Source organism: Pseudomonas sp. G3-39, assembly GCF_054790485.1.
Genome location: NZ_CP186497.1, coordinates 5,238,877 through 5,257,101, shown reverse-complemented (window position 1 = coordinate 5,257,101; position 18,225 = coordinate 5,238,877). Strand labels below are relative to the sequence as shown.

Here is an 18,225-nt window from a genome sequence, read left to right as displayed (position 1 = left end):
AATGCGTTCTACCTGTGGGAGCGGGCTTGCTCGCGAAGGGGCCATCAGCCATAGCCACAAAATCAGGAAGGTTTCTTATCGATCCGCAACGCCTTGGCCTTGGCTTCCACCAGCAAATACATCACCACCGTAATCAACAACGGCAACAGAAAATAAATCGCCCGATACGCCAGCAACCCCGCCACCAAACTGCCCCGCGAAGCTTCGTGCTGCAGCAGCGCGACAAACACCGCTTCCAACACTCCAAGCCCCGCCGGAATGTGCGTGATGACTCCGGCAATCGCACTGATCAACAGCACGCCGAGCACCAACGGATAATCCAGTTTGCTCGGCAGCAGAGTGAAAATCACCGCCGCCATCAGCGACCAGTTCAATGCACCGAGCAGCAATTGCAGGACGGCCATGCGCAGTGATGGCAGGTTGATTTCCACCCCGCGAATCGACCACTCGCGGCGCTTCGAGAACTGGCACGCGGCGAGGTAACCGACACTCAACAGCAGCAACAGCACGCCAATGCCTTGCAACGCGGCGCTGCTGATTTTCCAGCCCGGCGGCATGCTCACCAGGCCGCTGCTGAACACCACGCCGGCAATCGTCATATAACCGAACCAGTTGGTGGCCAGGCTCAGACCGAGAATCTTGGCGATGTTGCTTTTGCTCACCCCCAGGCGCGAATACAGCCGATAGCGCATGGCGATTCCGCCGACCCAGGCACTGAGATTGAGGTTGAACGCATAGCTGATGATCCCCACCGGGAGGATCTGTTTCCAGGTCAGGTCCTGACGAATGTAGGTGCGGCCGATCAGGTCGAAACTGGCGTAGGTGAGAAAGCTCAGCAGGGTCAGGCTGGCGGCAATGATCAGCGTGCGCACCTTGAAGTCGGCCAGGGTTTGCAGGACTTCTGCCCATTCGATACGGGTGGCGAACATCGTCAGCAACACGATCAGCGCGAGGAAGAACAGCAACGTCAGTGGGCGTTTCCAGCGACTCCAGCGAGAGTGAGTGGCGGGCGCAGACTGTGCGTGGGAATGGCTCATGACGTGCGCCCCCGAAACGGCTTGAGCCGCGGTTTGTGCGCCGGCAACCAACCGGCCATTGACGGGAAATGCCGCAGGAAGTGAAACACCAGAAACCCTACGGTCATGTGCCAGATCCGTCCTCGCGGGGACATGCTGGCGTCCATCGCCTTGCAGTGGTTCTGGCTCAGGTCTTCGAGGCGCTGAAACAAATGCTGATTGAACGCGCGATCGCGGATCAGCACGTTGGCTTCCAGGTTCAGCGACAGGCTCAGCGGGTCGAGATTGCTCGAGCCGACGGTGCTCCATTCCTCATCCACCAACGCGACTTTGCCGTGCAGCGGGCGCTGGCAATATTCGTGGATCTGCACGCCGGCCTTGAGCAGGTAGTCGTAGGTCATGCGTGCCGCCAGTTTCGCCACCAGCATGTCCGGTTGACCTTGCAGAATCAGCCGCACCTCGACGCCACGGCGCGCGGCATTGCGGATCTCGCGCAGCAGGCGGTAGCCGGGGAAGAAATAGGCGTTGGCGATCACCACCCGGCGTTTGGCCCGGCGCAATGCGTGCAAGTACACATCTTCGATGTCGGTGTGATGCTGATCGTTGTCGCGAAACACCAGACGTACCTGACCGTCGTGATCGTTGAAAGCCATGTCCGCCCGGCGCTGACGCCGTCGCTGCCACCAGAACCGTGCGCGTCCCGGACGACCACTTTGCAGCAGGGCGAAATGATGGATGTCAGCGACCGCTGGCCCTTGAATCTGCACCGCATAATCCTGTTTCGCCTCGGGGCCGAAATCGGCCAGGTGATCGCCGGAAAAGTTGATCCCGCCAATGAACGCGATCAGTCCGTCGACCACCACAATCTTGCGGTGCAGGCGGCGGAACCAGTTGGTGCGAATGCCCAGGTGCTTGGGCGCCGGGTCAAACATCTGCAGATGCACGCCCGCTTCGCTCAGTGCGGCGAGATAACCGGTGGTCAACTCGCCGCAACCAAAACCGTCGAGGCTGACAGTGGTGCGCACGCCACGCCGGGCGGCGTCGATCAGGATCTGCTGCAACTCTGCGCCGACCTTGTCTTCGAAAACGATGAAGGTTTCCAGCAGAATTTCACTCTTCGCCGCACGCATGGCGTCGAACACCCGGGGGAAATATTCCTCGCCGTTTTCCAGCAACTCGACGCGGTTATTGCCCTGCCAGCCGTATTCGACATCGACATGCCCGGGCTCGCGCACTGGCGGGTTGATGCTGATCGGTTCCACGGCGGATTTCTCCAGCGGTGCGCTGCTCATAGTTCGATCTCCACCGATAACGGGACGTGGTCGGAAAGGTGTGACCAGGGCCGGTTGGCCAGGACTTTCGGTTGGCTGGCCTTGAGGTTGCGTACATAAATACGATCGAGCCGCAGCGTCGGCAGCCGCGCCGGAAAGCTGCGCGCCGGTTTGCCGTGATGTTCGGCGAACACCTCGCGCAGACCGCAGGGTTGGAGCAGCGCATCGGCGCGCTGGCGCCAGTCATTGAAGTCACCGGCGACGATCACCGGCGCGTTATCCGGCAGCTCCGCCAGACGCTCGCCGAGCAGTTTCAATTGCGCATTGCGATGGCTTTCGCGCAGACCCAGATGCACGCAGATCGCATGCACTTCGACGCCATCGCCGGGCAGGCGCAGCACGCAATGCAGCAGCCCGCGGTTCTCGTGACCGCTGATCGACACGTCGAGGTTGTCGTGGCGGATGATCTGGAATTTCGACAGCAACGCATTGCCGTGATCGCCCTCCGGATACACCGCGTTGCGCCCGTAGGCGAACTGCGGCCACAGGCTGTCGGCGAGGAACTCGTATTGCGGCATCGTCGGCCAGTTGCTGTAGCGCTTGGGATGATGCTCGTGGGTGCCGTGGACTTCCTGCAAAAACACCACGTCGGCGGCCACGCTGCGCACCGCTTCGCGCAACTCCGGGAGGATGAAACGTCGGTTGAGCGCAGTGAAACCCTTGTGGGTGTTGACCGTCAGCACGGTGAAACGACGCACCGACACTTCAACGCTGGTCTGCTCGTCGGTGAACCCGACCGGCTCTGGAATACTCATGCCAGCACCCCTTCGGCAGCCGGTTCACCGGGGGTGGTGGCGAGCGTTTTATCCAGCTCGAATCGGTGGAGCAAACTGCGCGCGTCGTAGGGCGCGCGGACTTTGATGTCGTTGTCGAAATAGCAGAACACTTCGCGGGATTTGCGCGCCCGCGGCTTGAGGCGCGGCGCGATCAGATGCGCATCGCCCGGTTGCCGGCCGTGATGCCAGGCGTCGATGCGTTCAGCCCATTTGTTCAACGCGGCGTCGGTGTAGCCGCAGGCGTACAGCTCTTCGGCGCCGTGCAGGCGCAGGTAGACGAAATCGCTGGTGAGGTCTTCGCGGTACGGCCATTTGCCGGCGGTGTCGGCGATCACCAGCGCGGTGTTGTAGCGTTTCAACAAGCGCACGAAGTCGGGATCGATGAAGCTGTCGTTGCGCACTTCCACGGCATGACGCAACGGTTTTTTGCGCCAGGCTTTGAGGCTGGCGTGGCCGTGCAGATGCGAGTCGTGCTGGCGGGCGAGGGCGGCAGCGGTTTCGGTATCGTGGGGCAACAATGAGAGGAAGTGTTCGAAGCGCTCAGGATCGAATTTGAAGTTCGGCGGAAACTGCCAGAGGATCGGCCCGAGTTTTTCCTTAAGCTCCAGCACCCCGGAGGCGAAGAAATTCGCCAGCGGCTTTTCGATCTCGCGCAGGCGCCGGACGTGGGTGATGAAGCGCGGCGCCTTGACGCTGAACACGAAGTCGTCCGGCGTTTCGCTGTACCACTGGGCATAACGTTCGGGCCGTTGCAGGGCGTAGAACGATCCATTGATTTCGATGCTGTTGACCGCCCGCGAAGCGAACTGTAATTCGCGCTTCTGCGTCAGTCCTTTCGGGTAGAAATCCCCGCGCCACGGAGCGTAGCGCCAGCCGGAAATACCGATGTGAATCGTTGCCATGCCGCCCTCCCGTTGTCAGTCCTCGTACAGCCTGTGTCTGTTGATGACTGCGGGCGGTTCGGGAAAGTTTCGGTGGCGTTACGGACGGTACATCCCTGAGAGCAACACATAGCTAATGTGGGAGGGGGCTTGCTCCCGAAGGCGGTCGTTCAGTCAACATCAATGGCGACTGATACACCGACTTCGGGAGCAAGCCCCCTCCCACAGGGTTACTCAGTGGCCCGTGAATACTCGGCCTTGAGCCGGTTCGGCATAGGCCGGACCGAGCCGATCCAGTCGACCGCTCCATGCGGTGAGTGCCAGCGCCACCAGCACCACCAGACCACCGATCCACGCCGTATGAATCAGGCCCAGATGTTCGACGATCAACCCGCCGCCCCACGCCCCACCGGCAATCCCGAGGTTGAACGCAGCAATGTTCAGCCCGGATGCCACGTCCACTGCCCGCGGTGTGTGATGTTCAGCCTGACGCACCACATACACCTGCAACCCCGGCACGTTGCCAAACGCCACCGCGCCCCACACCAGCACTGTCGCCAACGCCAGCCATGGATTGGCGGCGGTGAAGGTCAGTACGAACAGCACCGCCGCCAGCAGGGCGAAGATGATTTTCAGGGCGCTGATCGGCCCGCGCTTGTCCGCCAGTTTGCCGCCCCAGATATTGCCGACCGCCACCGACACGCCGTACACCAGCAACACCAGGCTGACGGTGCCGGCGCTGAAACCGGAGAGGTCCTGCAGGATCGGCGCGAGGAAGGTGAAGGCGATGAACGAGCCGCCGTAACCGATCGCGGTCATGGCGTACACCAGCAGCAGACGCGGTTGTTTCAGCACTTGTAGTTGCTGCAGCAAGGACGCCGGTTTGCTGTGGGCGATGTTGTTCGGCACATACAGCAGGCTGCCAATGAAGGCGATCACACCCAACGCCGAGACGGCGAGGAAGGTTTCGCGCCAGCCGAAATGCTGACCAATGAAGGTGCCCAGCGGCACGCCGGTCACAAGGGCCACGGTGAGTCCGGTGAACATGATCGCAATCGCACTGGCGGCTTTTTCCTTGGGCACCAGACTGGTGGCAATGGTCGAGCCGATGGAGAAGAACACCCCGTGGGCCAGACCCGTGACGATCCGCGCCAGCACCAGCGATTCATAACCCGGCGCCAGCCAGGCCAGCAGGTTGCCGAGGGTGAACAACACCATCAGCGACAGCAGCAACAATTTGCGCGGGACTTTGCCGGTGAGGGCGGTCAGCACCGGCGCGCCAATGGCAACGCCCAACGCATACAGACTGACCAGCAGCCCGGCGGACGGCAGGCTGACGCCGAGATCGGCGCCGATGGTGGGCAACAGGCCAACGATGACGAACTCGGTCGTCCCGATGGCGAATGCGCTGAGAGTCAGCGCGAGCAAGGCAATGGGCATGACAGCACTCCGGTAGAGGTTTGAATGGAGCGCAGTGTCGGAGTTTGGGTTGTGCGGAAAAATACAGGGTTGGGCATTTGATATTTGCTGCTGGCGCAAATATCCACGGAGTGCTGTGAATTCTGTGGTGAGGGGATTTATCCCCGATGGGTTGCGAAGCAACCCCAAACGGTTCCAAAGGGTGTGAAAGCAGATGTCTACGACTGCTGCGCAGCCGATCGGGGATGAATCCCCTCACCACAGGGGGAAGGTCATTGACCCAAAAACCGAACTTGTCCGCCATTCACCGATCAGTTCCTTACAGGTTCAGCCAAGAGGGATCGGAGTTTTGATCAAGTTCAGGATCGCCATTTTGCTGGGAGCGCTGCTGTTTCTCGGCGCCAGCGAACTCGAAGCCGCCACGTTGCCGGGTGTTCCGGCCGCTGCTGAAGAACCGGCCAAACCCGAGCCGATTGTGCAGGGCGGTCTGCTCGGCGCAATCAGTTCGAGCATCGACGACGTGCAGGACAAACTCGATCTCAACGAGCATCTGGTCGACGCCTGGCGTCTGCGTGCCGACCGTGCGGCGGACGAAGTCGACAAACTGGTCAACCAGCCGTCGAACCGATCCGGCTGGAGCGTCGCCGGAGATTTCCTGATGCTGTCCGGCGTGTGGCTTGGCGCCTTCGCGTTGCTTACGGTGCTCGGCAGCCTGCTGGCCAAGCGGCTGAGTCAGGGCCGTTGGCTGCGTACCCGCCAACGCAGTCAGGATCTGGCGGGTTACCTGCTGCCGTACACCGTGCCGGCGCTGATCTGCCTGCCGTTGACGCTGTACGTCAGCCACTTTCTGCAAGCCTCGGTGGGTCGGGCGCTGGCGTTGTGTCTGGCGTATGCCACCAGCAGCGGGATTTTCTCCACCTCGATGCTGTTGTGCGTGGTGGTGATGTTCAACGTCGGCCACAAACGGCCGGCCGCGCGGATCATCCGCGACTACTGCCCGAAGCCGCTGTTCCTGATTGGCTTTCTCGCCGCCCTCAGTGATGCGTTGACCAGCCCACAGATCGCCCGTCAGTTGGGTGGCAACATCACCAGCAGCGTCGCGGTGTTCACTGGGTTGATAGCCTCGATCATCTTCGGTCTGTTGGTGATTCGCCTGCGTCGGCCGGTGGCGCACCTGATCCGTAATCGGCCACTGGCGCAACGTCTGAAACAGCCCTCACTGCAGGAGTCGCTGCGGATTTTTTCCGGGCTCTGGTACTGGCCCATCGTGCTGATGGTGCTGGTTTCGGCGGTGAATCTGATCGGCATCGGTGAGGACAATCAAAAGGCCCTGCGCTGTGCGCTGTTCACCACCGTGCTGCTGATCGGCACGGTGTTCCTCAGCACCATCCTCCAGCACCTGTTCAAGTCGCGAAAGGCCGAAGCGATCCAGCGCAGCAGCGCCTACAAGGAACGCTTTCTCAGCCTGTTGCACGCGTTGCTGCGGATCGTTATTGCGATTGCCTTCATCGATATTCTCGGGCGGATCTGGGGCGTCTCACTGCTTGATTTCGCCCAGAGCAGCACGATCGGCCGCGCGATCAGCAACGCGTTGAGCAGCATCGGCCTGATCTTCCTCGTCACCTGGCTGCTGTGGGTGGTGCTCGACACGGCGATTCAGGAAGCGTTGAAACCACCGGTGAGCAAACGCTCGTCGCGCCAGCCCAGCACCCGGGTGAAAACCATCCTGCCGCTGCTGCGCAATGCGATCAAAATCATCCTCGTGGTGATCTGCGCGATCACCACCATGGCCAACCTCGGCATCAACGTTGCGCCACTGTTGGCCGGTGCCGGGGTGGTCGGTCTGGCGATCGGTTTCGGTTCGCAGCAACTGGTGCAGGACGTGATCACCGGTTTGTTCATCATCATCGAGGACACGCTGTCGATCGGCGACTGGGTGGTGCTCGATTCCGGGCACGCCGGCACCGTCGAAGGCCTGACCATCCGCACCCTGCGCCTGCGTGACGGCAAGGGGTTTGTGCACTCGGTGCCGTTCGGCCAGATCAAGGCCGTGACCAACCAATCACGGCAGTTCGCCTATGCATTTTTCTCGGTGCAGTTCACCTACGACACCGACGTCGACAAGGCCATCGAGCTAATCCGCGAGACTGGTGATTCGATCCGTGAAGACCCGTTCCTCAAGTACAACCTGCAAGGGCCGCTGGATGTGTTCGGGGTGGACCGGATGGACCTGAACGGCGTAGTGCTGACGGCGCAGTTCCGTACTGTGTCGGGTGGACAGTATGCGGTGAGCCGGGCGTTCAACCAGCGTTTGAAAAAGCTTGTGGATAACAGTCCCGAGGTGCATTTCGCGCAGACTTATCCACAGCAGGTTTTGTTGCCCAAGCGGCAGGGTGAGGGGGAGTTGGTGGCGAGCGAGGCGCCACAACGGTCGAGTACCTGACCGCCGGATTTTGTGCTGGGATTGCCGGCCTCTTCGCGGGCAAGCCCGCTCCCACATTGGATTTGTGAACGCCGCAGATCCCCTGTGGGAGCGAGCTTGCTCGCGAAAGGGCCGGAACTGTCGACATCAATGCCGGATCAGCTTGCTACGCACCTGCTCCATGACCACCTGATCCAGCTCAGTCCAGAAAACCTGCTTGCCGGCAATCTCGGCTGCCACCGGCACCCCATCCCGATACACCAACCGATTACTCACCAACGCTGGCACCTTCGCTCCCGGTAACAATGTCCCCGCCAGGTTCAATGGATCCACCCCGCACACCGCGATCAAACTGCCGTCATGTGCCCGCCGCCGAACTTCGCGCAGCAACGGAATCGCCTCGGGCAAGGCAAACTGTTCCCCCGCCAGACCACTGACAAAGCGCCCGCCGCGAATCTCGCCACGGGCCTCCAGCCGATGAAACGTGCGCAGCAATTCGCGCCAGCTCGGCAGCCAGTCCGCTTCGCGCTCCAGCAGACGCCAGAACACCACACCGTAGCGGCGCAGCAACGTCATGGCGACATGTTCGAGGGTTTCCGGCGAAGCGCTCTGGCTGTTCTCCACGAGCGGCCCTCGGCGCAACAACGCCCAGCGCCCGGCATCGTCCATGCCACCGACAAACGCCCCGCGCCCGCGTCGACTGCTGCGTTGCTGGCGCTTGCTCGCCGGGGTGATCAGGGCGCGCAAACCGGCGAAGCTGTCGGCGTTCACCAGGCCGGCACCGACCAGTTCCTGCAAGGCGATTTCCAGCTCGGTGCGCAATAGGTGCGCTTCATGGATCAGTTCATCGAAAAACAGCGCGCCGTGCTGACTCAGCGCCTCGTAGACCTTTTGCGTTTTCGCTGACAGTTCGCTGACCGGTGTTTGCTCGGCCAGCGCACTCCACAACCCGACCTGACTGCGCGGCAGCAGCACAATCGGCGTACTGCGCAGCGCCGTGCCGCTGACTTTCTGTCGGGCGCTGAGGCGCGTCCACACCAGTTTGCCGTTGCGGCACAACTCATCCAGCCAGCTCGGCGAGTAGTCTTTCAGGCGCGCCGGGAGAATGTCGCTGTCCCACGCGGAGGCCGCTGCCGGGTAACCTTCGAACTGGCCGACAATCGCCGGCAACACCGCGCTGCCCTGACCGCGGGTAGCGGAGGACAGATGCTGCCAGTCGAACAGAAAACGCATGAAATCCTGCAGAGCCACCGGCTCGATTTCCCGGCGCAAACGCTTGACCGTGTAGCGATGAATGCGCGCCAGCAGATGCCGTTCGCACCATTCCTCAACCGTCGCGCCCGGGGTGAATTTACCGCGCAGCACGTAGCCTTCGCGCTCCAGTTGCGCGAGGGCCTGATTGACCTGCGGTATCGGCAACGCGAGTGGTTCGGCAATGGCGGCTAACGGCAGCGGGCCAAATGCGCCCAGTCGCGCGCGGAGCACTTCGACCAGCGCTTCCTCTAACGTCCAAGGTTCGTTGAAACCGGGCAAGGCCTCTTGCTGCGGTTGCAGCGTGGCCTGTGGATAAAGCGCCAACAGACAGGTCAGGCGTTCTCGCGCCAGCCACAACGAGCCAGGCTGTGGATGTGTAGTGACGGTGAGGCCGTCTTCGCGAGCAGGCTCGCTCCCACAGTTGACAGTGTTCCAACTGGCGGAACGCGGTTGAATGTGGGAGCGAGCCTGCTCGCGAAGCTTTTCTTTTGCCGTTACTGGCGGAACGGCCAAGCGGCAGGCGCGACCGCTCGCAGTCAGCGCGTCAAGCCATTCGCGCCAGTGTTCGCCAGCCTGAACTTCAAGGTCGCTGATGCAGGCCAGGCTCATCAACGCCTCATGCATTTCATCGGCGTTGGTTGGCGTCGGCCACGCTTCTTCACGCACCGCGTTAATGGCGTCGGCGTCCAGCGCACCGAGATCATCAGTGGACTGCGGATCGCTCCAGCGCCGGTTGATCACCGCTTGGGTGCGGCGTTCTTCCAACGGCGCATCGTCGAGAAAGCTGTACGGCCGCGCGCTGAGAATTTCTGCCGCCAGCGGTGACGGCGCCGGCAGATCGCGGCTGATTAACCGCACCTCGCCGCGCTCCATGCGCCGCAGCAGATTGAGCCAGCCGTCGCTGTCCATGGCCTCGTGCAGGCAATCGTCGAGGGTCTGTTCCACCAGCGGATGTTCGGGAACCTCCCGTTCGCCGGCGAGGTTTTCCAGGCATGCGATCTGGTCGGGGAACACGCTGGCAATCAGGTCCTCGCTTTTCATCCGCTGCAATTGCGGCGCAACTTTGCGCCCGCCGGTAAAACGCGGCAGCGCCAACGCCACCCCGGCATTCCAGCGCCAGCGCACACCGAACAATGGCGCGTCGAGAATTGCCTGAATCAGGATGTGCTCGGCGCTGTTGCTGTGCAGGTAACGCCAGACGTCATCCAGCTCGAAACTGTGGCTGGTGGACAGCGACAGGACAATCGCGTCTTCGCTGGCAGCAGCCTGCAACTCGAAGTTGAAGGTGCGGCAGAAACGCTTGCGCAAGGCCAGGCCCCAAGCGCGGTTGATGCGGCTGCCGAACGGTGAATGGATGATCAACTGGGTGCCGCCGGATTCGTCGAAAAAACGCTCCATCAGCAGCGTGTCCTGCGAGGGCAGGGCGCCGAGGGTCAGGCGAGCGCGGGCGAGATACTCCACCAGTTGTTCGGCGCTGGCGCGGTTCAGGCCGAGGGTCTCGGTCAGCCAGTCGAGCGCCGGTTGCAGATCGCCGGGGCTGGCGCCGAGCAACAGGTCGAGAGTCGCTTGCAGCCGCGCCACCGCCGCAGACAATTCATCGCTGCGCCCCGGGGCTTCGCCGAGCCAGAACGGAATGGTCGGCGGCTGGCCCTGAGCATCCTCGACCCGCACCTTGCCGGTTTCAACCCGCAGGATGCGGTAGGAGGTGTTGCCGAGCTGGAACACATCACCCGCGATACTTTCCACGGCAAAGTCTTCATTGACGCTGCCGATGCTCAGGCCTTGCGGTTCGAGCAGCACGCTGTAGTCGGCATTATCGGGGATGGTGCCGCCGCTGGTCACGGCGGTCAGTTGCGCGCCACGGCGGCCACGCAGGGTGCGGCTGACCGCATCGCGGTGCAGGTAGGCGCTGCGGATGCCCTGACGACCGTTGTAGCCTTCGGCGAGCATGGTCAGCAGCGCCTGATAGTGTTTTTCGTCGAGATCGCGATACGGCGAGGCTTTGCGGAACAGCGCCAGCAATGCGTCCTCCGCCCATTCCTTGCAACTGACTTCGGCGATGATCTGCTGCGCGAGTACATCCAGCGGCGCTTCGGGAATGTGCAGGGTGTCGAGTTCGCCACGGCGCACGCAGTCGAGCAGGGCGGCGCACTCGATCAGGTCGTCGCGGGTGGTGGCGAACAAGCGGCCCTTGGGCGTGCCGCCGACCTGGTGCCCGGAGCGCCCGACCCTTTGCAGAAACCCGGCAATCGAACGCGGCGAGGATATTTGGCAGACCAGATCGACTTCGCCGATATCGATGCCCAATTCCAGCGAAGCGGTGGCGATCAGCACTTGCAGCTCGCCGCGCTTGAGTCGCTGTTCGGCGTCGAGGCGGAATTCCTTGGCCAGACTGCCGTGGTGCGCGGCGACTGCGTGCTTGCCGAGGCGCTCGCTGAGGTGGCGGCTAAGGCGTTCGGCCAAGCGCCGGGTATTGACGAAAATCAGCGTGGTTCGGTGTTCGCGGGCCAGTTCGGCGAGCCGGTCATAAACCAGCTCCCAGACGTCGTTAGCCATCACCGCCGACAACGGCACCGGAGGCACCTCGATGCCCAGATCCCGTGGTCGGGCGTGGCCGATGTCGATGATTTCGCAGGGGCGATCGGTGCCGACCAGAAACTGCGCCACGGCGTCGATCGGTTTTTGCGTGGCGGACAAGCCGATGCGGGTCAGTGGTTCTGCGCACAGCGCCTGCAGGCGTTCGAGGCTCAGCGCCAGATGACTGCCGCGTTTGCCAGCAGCGATGGCGTGAATCTCGTCGATGATCACCGTGCGTGTGCTGCCGAGCATTTTGCGTCCGGACTCGGAGCCGAGCAGCACGTACAGCGATTCCGGGGTGGTCACCAGAATGTGCGGCGCGCGCTTGCGCATGGCGGCGCGGTCTTTTTGCGGGGTGTCGCCGGTGCGCACCGCCGTGGTGATCTGCAGTTCGGGCAGGCCCGTCTGGCGCAACTGCTCGGTGATTCCCGCCAGCGGGTTCTGCAGGTTGATGCGGATGTCGTTGGACAACGCCTTGAGCGGCGAAACGTAGACCACCAGCGTTTCGTCGGGCAGACCTTCGGGGTTTTCCAGGCCACGGTGGACGAGGTCGTCGAGCACCGCGAGGAAGGCGGTGAGAGTTTTACCGGAGCCGGTGGGCGCGGCAATCAGCGTCGAGCGGCGCTGGCGGATCAACGGCCATGCGCGGGCCTGGGCGGCGGTGACCGTCGGGAAAGTGCTGCTGAACCAGGCGCTGACGGCGGGGTGAAAGCCTGCCAGGGTGGCGTCCTTGAGGATGGGCAGATTCATGGCTCAAGTTATGCGGGTGGGGGCGGCAAGATGCAAGTACCGCTGGGGACCTGCGCTGTTCATCAGGGCCTCATCGCTGGCAAGCCAGCTCCCACAGTGATTTTTGTTGTTCACAAGTTGGCAATCAACACTGAACCCTGTGGGAGCTGGCTTGCCAGCGATGGGGCCAGTTGATTCAGCACAATTCCCGGCGATCTACACTTTACGAGTGACGGTTGCGCACTAAACCCGCAAAATGCAACGATTCCGGCAATTATCGACGACGGGTGTCACCAGCACCGTCGCTAAAGCCATCGTTCCAATCAGACTGGGCCTGCTGACTCTATGCGAATGCGCCTTATGTTACTGGGCGGCGGAAATGCCCTTGGGCAGGCGCTGATTCGCCTCGGTGCGGAAGAAGACATCGGTTTCCTCGCCCCCCGCCCGCCAGAAGACGGCTGGGATGCCGCGAGCCTGACGCAACTGCTCGACGATACCCGTCCGGATGCGTTGATCAACCTCGCCTACTATTTCGACTGGTTCCAGGCCGAGACCGTCAGCGAAAGCCGTCTGGCCGGTCAGGAACGCGCCATCGAGCGACTGGCCGAGCTGTGCCAGCACCACAACATCATCCTCGTGCAGCCTTCCAGCTATCGGGTGTTCGACGGTTCGCGGGCGACTGCCTACAGCGAAAAGGACGAGCCGGTGCCGCTGGGCCTGCGCGGCCAGGCGCTGTGGCGCATCGAGCAAAGTGTTCGCGCCACTTGCCCGCAACACGTGTTGCTGCGCTTCGGCTGGCTGCTCGATGACAGCCCTGAAGGTACCCTCGGGCGCTTCCTCGCCCGCGCCGAACAACCGGACGAATTGCTCATGGCCGATGACCGCCGGGGCAATCCGACCCCGGTGGATGACGCGGCACGGGTGATCATTTCGGTGCTCAAGCAACTCGATTGCGCAGCGCCGCTGTGGGGCACTTACCATTACGCCGGCCACGAAGCGACCACCCCGCTGGCGCTCGGGCAGGCGATTCTGACCGAGGCGCGCAGCCTGCATCAGCTGGCAATCGAAGCGCCGACCGCTCAGGCGCATGCCGCGCGGCCGGACGCCGCCGAGGAACCGCAACACGCGGTACTCGCCTGCAAGAAAATTCTGCACACTTTCGGGATCAAGCCCCGCGCCTGGCGCGCCGCGCTCCCCGCTTTACTGGATAGGTTTTATCGTCATGGCTGAAGGCCCTGTTTTAATCACCGGCGGCGCCGGTTTCATCGGCTCGCACCTGACTGACGCGTTGCTTGCCACCGGCCATTCGGTGCGGATTCTCGATGATCTGTCGACCGGCAAACGCGCCAACCTGCCGCTGGACAACCCGAAGGTCGAACTGATCGTCGGTGACGTCGCCGATGCCGCGCTGGTCGCGCAGGCCATGCAAGGCTGCAGCGCCGTTGCGCATTTGGCGGCAGTCGCTTCGGTGCAGGCGTCGGTGGACGATCCGGTGAAGACGCATCAGAGCAACTTCATCGGCACCCTGAATGTCTGCGAAGCCATGCGCCAGGCCGGGGTCAAGCGCGTGCTCTACGCCTCGAGCGCAGCAGTGTACGGTAACAACGGTGAAGGCGAGTCGATTGACGAAGAGACGCCAAAAGCCCCGCTGACCCCGTATGCCTCGGACAAACTGGCCGGCGAGCACTACTTCGATTTCTACCGTCGCCAGCATGGCCTGGAGCCGGTGATCTTCCGCTTCTTCAACATTTTCGGCCCACGCCAGGATCCGTCCTCGCCGTACTCCGGGGTCATCAGCATCTTCAGCGAGCGGGCGCAGAAAGGCCTGCCGATCACGGTGTTCGGCGATGGCGAGCAGACCCGCGATTTCCTCTATGTCGCGGATCTGGTCGATGTGCTTGTGCAGGCGATCGACAAGCCTGAAGTGGAAGTGGGCGCGATGAACGTCGGCTGGAACCAGGCGATGAACCTCAAGCAGATGCTGCAAGCGCTGCAGGAAGTGGTCGGCGAGCTGCCCCCGGTCAGCTACGGCCCGGCGCGCTCCGGCGACATCCGTCATTCGCGGGCGAACAATACGCGTTTGTTGCAACGCTTCAAGCTGCCAGAGCCGACGCCGATGCGCGTGGGGCTGGCGCGGTTGCTCGGCAAGTAGGTTTATCGCAGACATGAAAAAGGCGCCTTGTTACAGGCGCCTTTTTCACGGCCGGAATTTGTCGCTAATCCTGTGGCGAGGGGATTTATCCCCGATCGATCACGAAGTGATCGTCGTCAGTTCTAAGCCTGCTCACCCAAAGCCTCATTCACCACCACGTGAACGTTCCTGGTTGAATCTGCCTTAGAACTTGTAGCCCAGACCCACCATGTACACAAACGGATCGACATCAACATTGACCTTGGCACGGGTGCCCGGTGCCACCGCGTTGTTCTCGACGGTGGCTCGAGTATCGATGTCGATGTAGCGCACCTGGGCGTTGAGCATGATGTTGTCGGTCAGCATGTAGTCGGCGCCGACCTGCCAGGCCAGGCCCCAGGAGTTTTTCGCCTTGAAGTTGCTGAAGCCATTGGACTGGGCTTCGCTGCCGACGTGCTCGTCGTAGATCCAGGTGTAGTTGATGCCGCCGCCGATGTACGGCTGGAATGGCGATTTCGCATCCAGCGGGTAGTACACGACGCTGAGGGTGGGCGGCAGGTGTTTCAGGGTGCCGAGTTTGCCGTTGGCGGCTGGCAGCGCAGTGCCTTTGATTTTTACGTCATGCTCGAACGGCGAGGCGGCCAGCAACTCGATACCGATGTTGTTGGTCAGCATGTAGGCGAAGTTCAGACCCAGTTGGGTGTCGCTGCTCATGGTCGCCTTGCCGCCCAGGTTGGTGCCGCTCAACGGACCCTGATCGACCTTGACATTGGAGCTGTCGGCCTTCGGGTTGACGGTGATCGCACCGGCGCGAACGATGATGTCGCCGGCTTCGTGAGCGTGGGCGAGCGGGGCTGCGAGCGCGAGGGCAAACAGCGAGGCGCTGAGCAAGGACTTGTTCATGGGGGCTCCAAAAGGACGTTAAAAGTTTCTGATGTCCTATGGTATGAAGCCAACTGATACGGTCTTTTGACTCAGCTCAATGAAACAGTGATGCCGCGGTTTTTTGTGGAACCTTGGCCGGCCCCATCGCGAGCAAGCCCGCTCCCACTTTGGAACGCGGTCACCTGTGGGAGCGGGCTTGCTCGCGAAGAGGCCGGATCAAACAATACAAAAACTACCGGGATTCACTCCGGCAGCTCATACACATAAATCTTGTCAGCCGCCATCTGATACCCGGCATCGGCCAGTTCACTGGTGGACGCCTTGACCTGCAACGGTCCCTCGACCCAGTACGGCTGATACAGCTCGTCGAGCTTCACGCCCAGCTCGCTTTTCACATGCACGATCTGGTTCGACGGCGGTGGCGGCACATGGATGCAGGCGCCGAAGTACGGCACCAGCAGGAAGTCGGTGGTGCGTCCCTCTTCGTTGACTTCCAGCGGCACGATGTAGCCCGGCAGGCGGATGTTCTGCCCGTCGAGACTCTGCACCACCGGCGCGTTGGGCATGTCCTGCTTGGCGGCTGGCGCCGACTCGGCCGAGAGCGCATCACTCATCTTCGACAGGTCGTGCAACGGCGTCATGTTCGGCACTTCCGGCGCGGCGTCCGGCGGGATCATCTCCGACCAGGTCAGGTCTTTCGGCGCCGCTGCCCACACAGGCAGGGCAACCAGCAACAGCAGCGCAAGCACGGCGCGGGGCATGGTGAACATCCTCATAAACGGATCGACAGGCCATCGGCCAGGGATTGGCGATACGCGCGCCAGGCCGGCACGCTGCCCATCAGCAGCGCGGCCGCCAGAATGCCACCGAGCAGCGTCCATTCATACTCGCTCGGCCACGCCAGCGGCAGATACAAACCGTAATTGGCCTGCACATACCCCTGCGCGGCGGCGATGCAGATGTACAGCAATGCCAGTCCGGCGATTACGCCGGTCAGCGCCAGGGCAAAGGCTTCCAGCACCAGCAGGCTCGCGATGTGCCACGGCCGCGCGCCGACCGAACGCAGAATTGCCATCTCGCGGCGACGCTCGTTAAGGCTGGTGAGAATCGCCGTGAGCATGCCGATCAACCCGGTCAGCACCACGAACAGCGAGACCACGAACAAGGCTTTCTCCGCCGTGCTCATCAGGCTCCACAACTCCTGCAAGGCCACGCCCGGCAGGATCGCCAGCATCGGCTCACCGCGGAATTCGTTGATCTCGCGTTGCAGGGCAAAGGTGGAAATCTTGCTGTTGAGGCCGAGCATGAACGCGGTGATCGCCTGTGGCGTCAGGTCCATGTTGCGTGCCTGATCGGCGCTGATCCGGCCGTTGCCGCGCGCCGGCACGCCGTTGTGCCAGTCGATGTGAATCGCCTCCATGCCGCCGAGGCTGATGTGCAACGTGCGGTCCACCGGCGTGCCGGTGCGCTTGAGAATGCCGACCACGGTGAACGGTTTGTCGTCGTGCTTGACCAGACTGATCGCCGCCACACCATGGGCCAGCACCAGTTGGTCGCCGAGCTTGTAATGCAGCGCCTCGGCCACTTCGGCGCCGAGCACCACTTCGAACGGATCGGTGGCAAATGCCCGGCCATCAGCCAGTTGCAGATGCTGCTGGCGCCCGTACTGGTAATGCTCGAAATAGGCTTCGGTGGTGCCCATCACCCGGTAGCCGCGATGCGAGTCGCCGAGGGACATCGGGATTGCCCATTTCACTTTCGGGTTGCTGGCGAAGTGTTCGAAGCTGTCCCAGCGGATGTTGTTGGTCGCGTTGCCGATGCGGAACACCGAGTACAGCAGCAGGTTCACCGAACCGGAGCGGGCGCCGACGATCAGGTCGGTGCCGCTGATGGTGCTGGCGAAACTGGCCTTGGCCTCGGTGCGCACGCGCTCGACGGCAAGTAACAGGCACACCGACAGAGCAATGGCGAACGCGGTGAGCAGGGCGGTAAAGCGGCGGTTGGCCAGGCTGGCCATGGCCAGACGAAACAGATACATCTCAGACCTCGGCAGACGTGGCGGCGCGATTGAGCTCGGCCAGGGACAGGTGGCGGTCGAACAGCGGCGCCAAGCTCTGGTCGTGGCTGACGAACAACAGGCTCGATCCGGCTTCGCGGCATTCGGCGAACAGCAGACGGATAAAGTTTTCCCGGGCGTCGTAATCCAGCGCCGAGGTCGGTTCGTCGGCGATCACCAGTTCCGGTTGGCCGATCAACGCACGAGCGGCGGCGACCCGTTGCTGTTGACCGATCGACAGCGAATCGGCGCGACGGCCGAGGATGCTTTCATCTTTCAAGCCCAAGTGGGCGAGCAGGGTGGCGGCGGCCTGATCGACGCTGCCGTGACGCTGTTTCGCCCGCTCGGCACGCAATCTGGAGAAGTGGCACGGCAACTCGACGTTCTCGCGTACCGAAAGAAACGGCAGCAGGTTGAACTGCTGGAAGATGTAGCCGGTGTGATCGACGCGAAAGCGGTCGCGGGCGCCGGCACCGAGTTCGGTCAGCTCCTGGCCGAGCAGGCGAATGCTGCCGCGCCCGGGTTTCTGCACGCCACCGAGCAGGCCGAGCAGGGTGGTCTTGCCACTGCCGCTGGGGCCTTTGAGGAACAGGGTTTCGCCCGGTTCCAGGCGAAACGCCGGGATGTCCAGCAGCGGCGGGTGACCGGGCCAGTTGAAGCCAAGGTCGGACAGTTCGATGAGTGCTTGGGTCATGGCACCAGTTTCATGGAGTGAACACATAACCCTGTGGGAGCGGGCTTGCTCGCG

The 18,225-nt window shown here is 62.4% G+C and carries 13 protein-coding genes; 3 read left to right on the top strand and 10 right to left on the bottom strand.

The annotated features are described in order from the left end of the window. Nucleotides 1-62: 62 nt before the first annotated feature. The 5 genes from ACOYXG_RS23710 to ACOYXG_RS23690 form a co-directional block, all read right to left on the bottom strand. Nucleotides 63-1,037: a lysylphosphatidylglycerol synthase domain-containing protein gene (locus ACOYXG_RS23710; protein ID WP_115988788.1), complete on the bottom strand. Its 975-nt coding sequence runs from the start codon at nt 1,035-1,037 to the stop codon at nt 63-65. Then, a complete protein-coding gene (clsB, locus tag ACOYXG_RS23705; RefSeq protein WP_027612951.1) occupies nt 1,034-2,308 on the bottom strand; it encodes a cardiolipin synthase ClsB in 1,275 nt (424 codons plus the stop codon). Before clsB ends, ACOYXG_RS23710 begins: the two co-directional genes overlap by 4 nt. Further along, nucleotides 2,305-3,102 carry an endonuclease/exonuclease/phosphatase family protein gene (locus tag ACOYXG_RS23700; protein ID WP_103367217.1) on the bottom strand — a complete coding sequence of 266 codons (798 nt, stop codon included), beginning with the start codon at nt 3,100-3,102 and terminating at the stop codon, nt 2,305-2,307. The genes clsB and ACOYXG_RS23700 overlap by 4 nt, the downstream gene beginning before the upstream one ends. Next, on the bottom strand, nt 3,099-4,025 hold the full coding sequence (locus tag ACOYXG_RS23695) for a DUF72 domain-containing protein (protein ID WP_460354331.1): 927 nt from the start codon (nt 4,023-4,025) through the stop codon (nt 3,099-3,101). Before ACOYXG_RS23695 ends, ACOYXG_RS23700 begins: the two co-directional genes overlap by 4 nt. Before the next feature lie 213 nt (nt 4,026-4,238). Beyond that, complete coding sequence (locus ACOYXG_RS23690; RefSeq protein WP_336839833.1) at nt 4,239-5,444, bottom strand: MFS transporter; 1,206 nt, start codon at nt 5,442-5,444, stop codon at nt 4,239-4,241. Nucleotides 5,445-5,772: 328 nt separating this feature from the next. Between ACOYXG_RS23690 and ACOYXG_RS23685 the strand changes: the two genes are divergently transcribed. After that, a complete protein-coding gene (locus tag ACOYXG_RS23685; RefSeq protein ID WP_460354328.1) occupies nt 5,773-7,866 on the top strand; it encodes a mechanosensitive ion channel domain-containing protein in 2,094 nt (697 codons plus the stop codon). A gap of 126 nt (nt 7,867-7,992) precedes the next feature. Here the strand turns inward: ACOYXG_RS23685 and ACOYXG_RS23680 are convergent, their stop codons facing one another. Further along, entirely contained in the window at nt 7,993-12,426 is a 4,434-nt protein-coding gene (locus ACOYXG_RS23680) for a DEAD/DEAH box helicase (protein WP_460354325.1), read from the bottom strand. Nucleotides 12,427-12,750: 324 nt separating this feature from the next. On the opposite strand from ACOYXG_RS23680, the gene ACOYXG_RS23675 reads away from it, so the two are divergent. Next, nucleotides 12,751-13,635, top strand: a complete 885-nt coding sequence (locus ACOYXG_RS23675; protein ID WP_027612945.1) for a sugar nucleotide-binding protein — start codon at nt 12,751-12,753, stop codon at nt 13,633-13,635. Further along, a complete protein-coding gene (locus ACOYXG_RS23670; protein ID WP_460354322.1) occupies nt 13,628-14,557 on the top strand; it encodes an NAD-dependent epimerase/dehydratase family protein in 930 nt (309 codons plus the stop codon). The genes ACOYXG_RS23675 and ACOYXG_RS23670 overlap by 8 nt, the downstream gene beginning before the upstream one ends. Nucleotides 14,558-14,740: 183 nt before the next feature. On the opposite strand, the gene ACOYXG_RS23665 is transcribed toward ACOYXG_RS23670, so the two are convergent. From ACOYXG_RS23665 to ACOYXG_RS23650, 4 genes are all read right to left on the bottom strand, one after another. Next, complete coding sequence (locus tag ACOYXG_RS23665) at nt 14,741-15,439, bottom strand: OmpW/AlkL family protein (protein WP_027612943.1); 699 nt, start codon at nt 15,437-15,439, stop codon at nt 14,741-14,743. Nucleotides 15,440-15,663: 224 nt separating this feature from the next. Continuing rightward, complete coding sequence (locus tag ACOYXG_RS23660) at nt 15,664-16,182, bottom strand: DUF3299 domain-containing protein (protein ID WP_204895774.1); 519 nt, start codon at nt 16,180-16,182, stop codon at nt 15,664-15,666. Nucleotides 16,183-16,193: 11 nt separating this feature from the next. Further along, nucleotides 16,194-17,459 carry an ABC transporter permease gene (locus tag ACOYXG_RS23655; protein WP_460354320.1) on the bottom strand — a complete coding sequence of 422 codons (1,266 nt, stop codon included), beginning with the start codon at nt 17,457-17,459 and terminating at the stop codon, nt 16,194-16,196. A gap of 1 nt (nt 17,460) precedes the next feature. Continuing rightward, nucleotides 17,461-18,171: an ABC transporter ATP-binding protein gene (locus ACOYXG_RS23650; RefSeq protein WP_003228669.1), complete on the bottom strand. Its 711-nt coding sequence runs from the start codon at nt 18,169-18,171 to the stop codon at nt 17,461-17,463. Nucleotides 18,172-18,225: the final 54 nt, after the last annotated feature.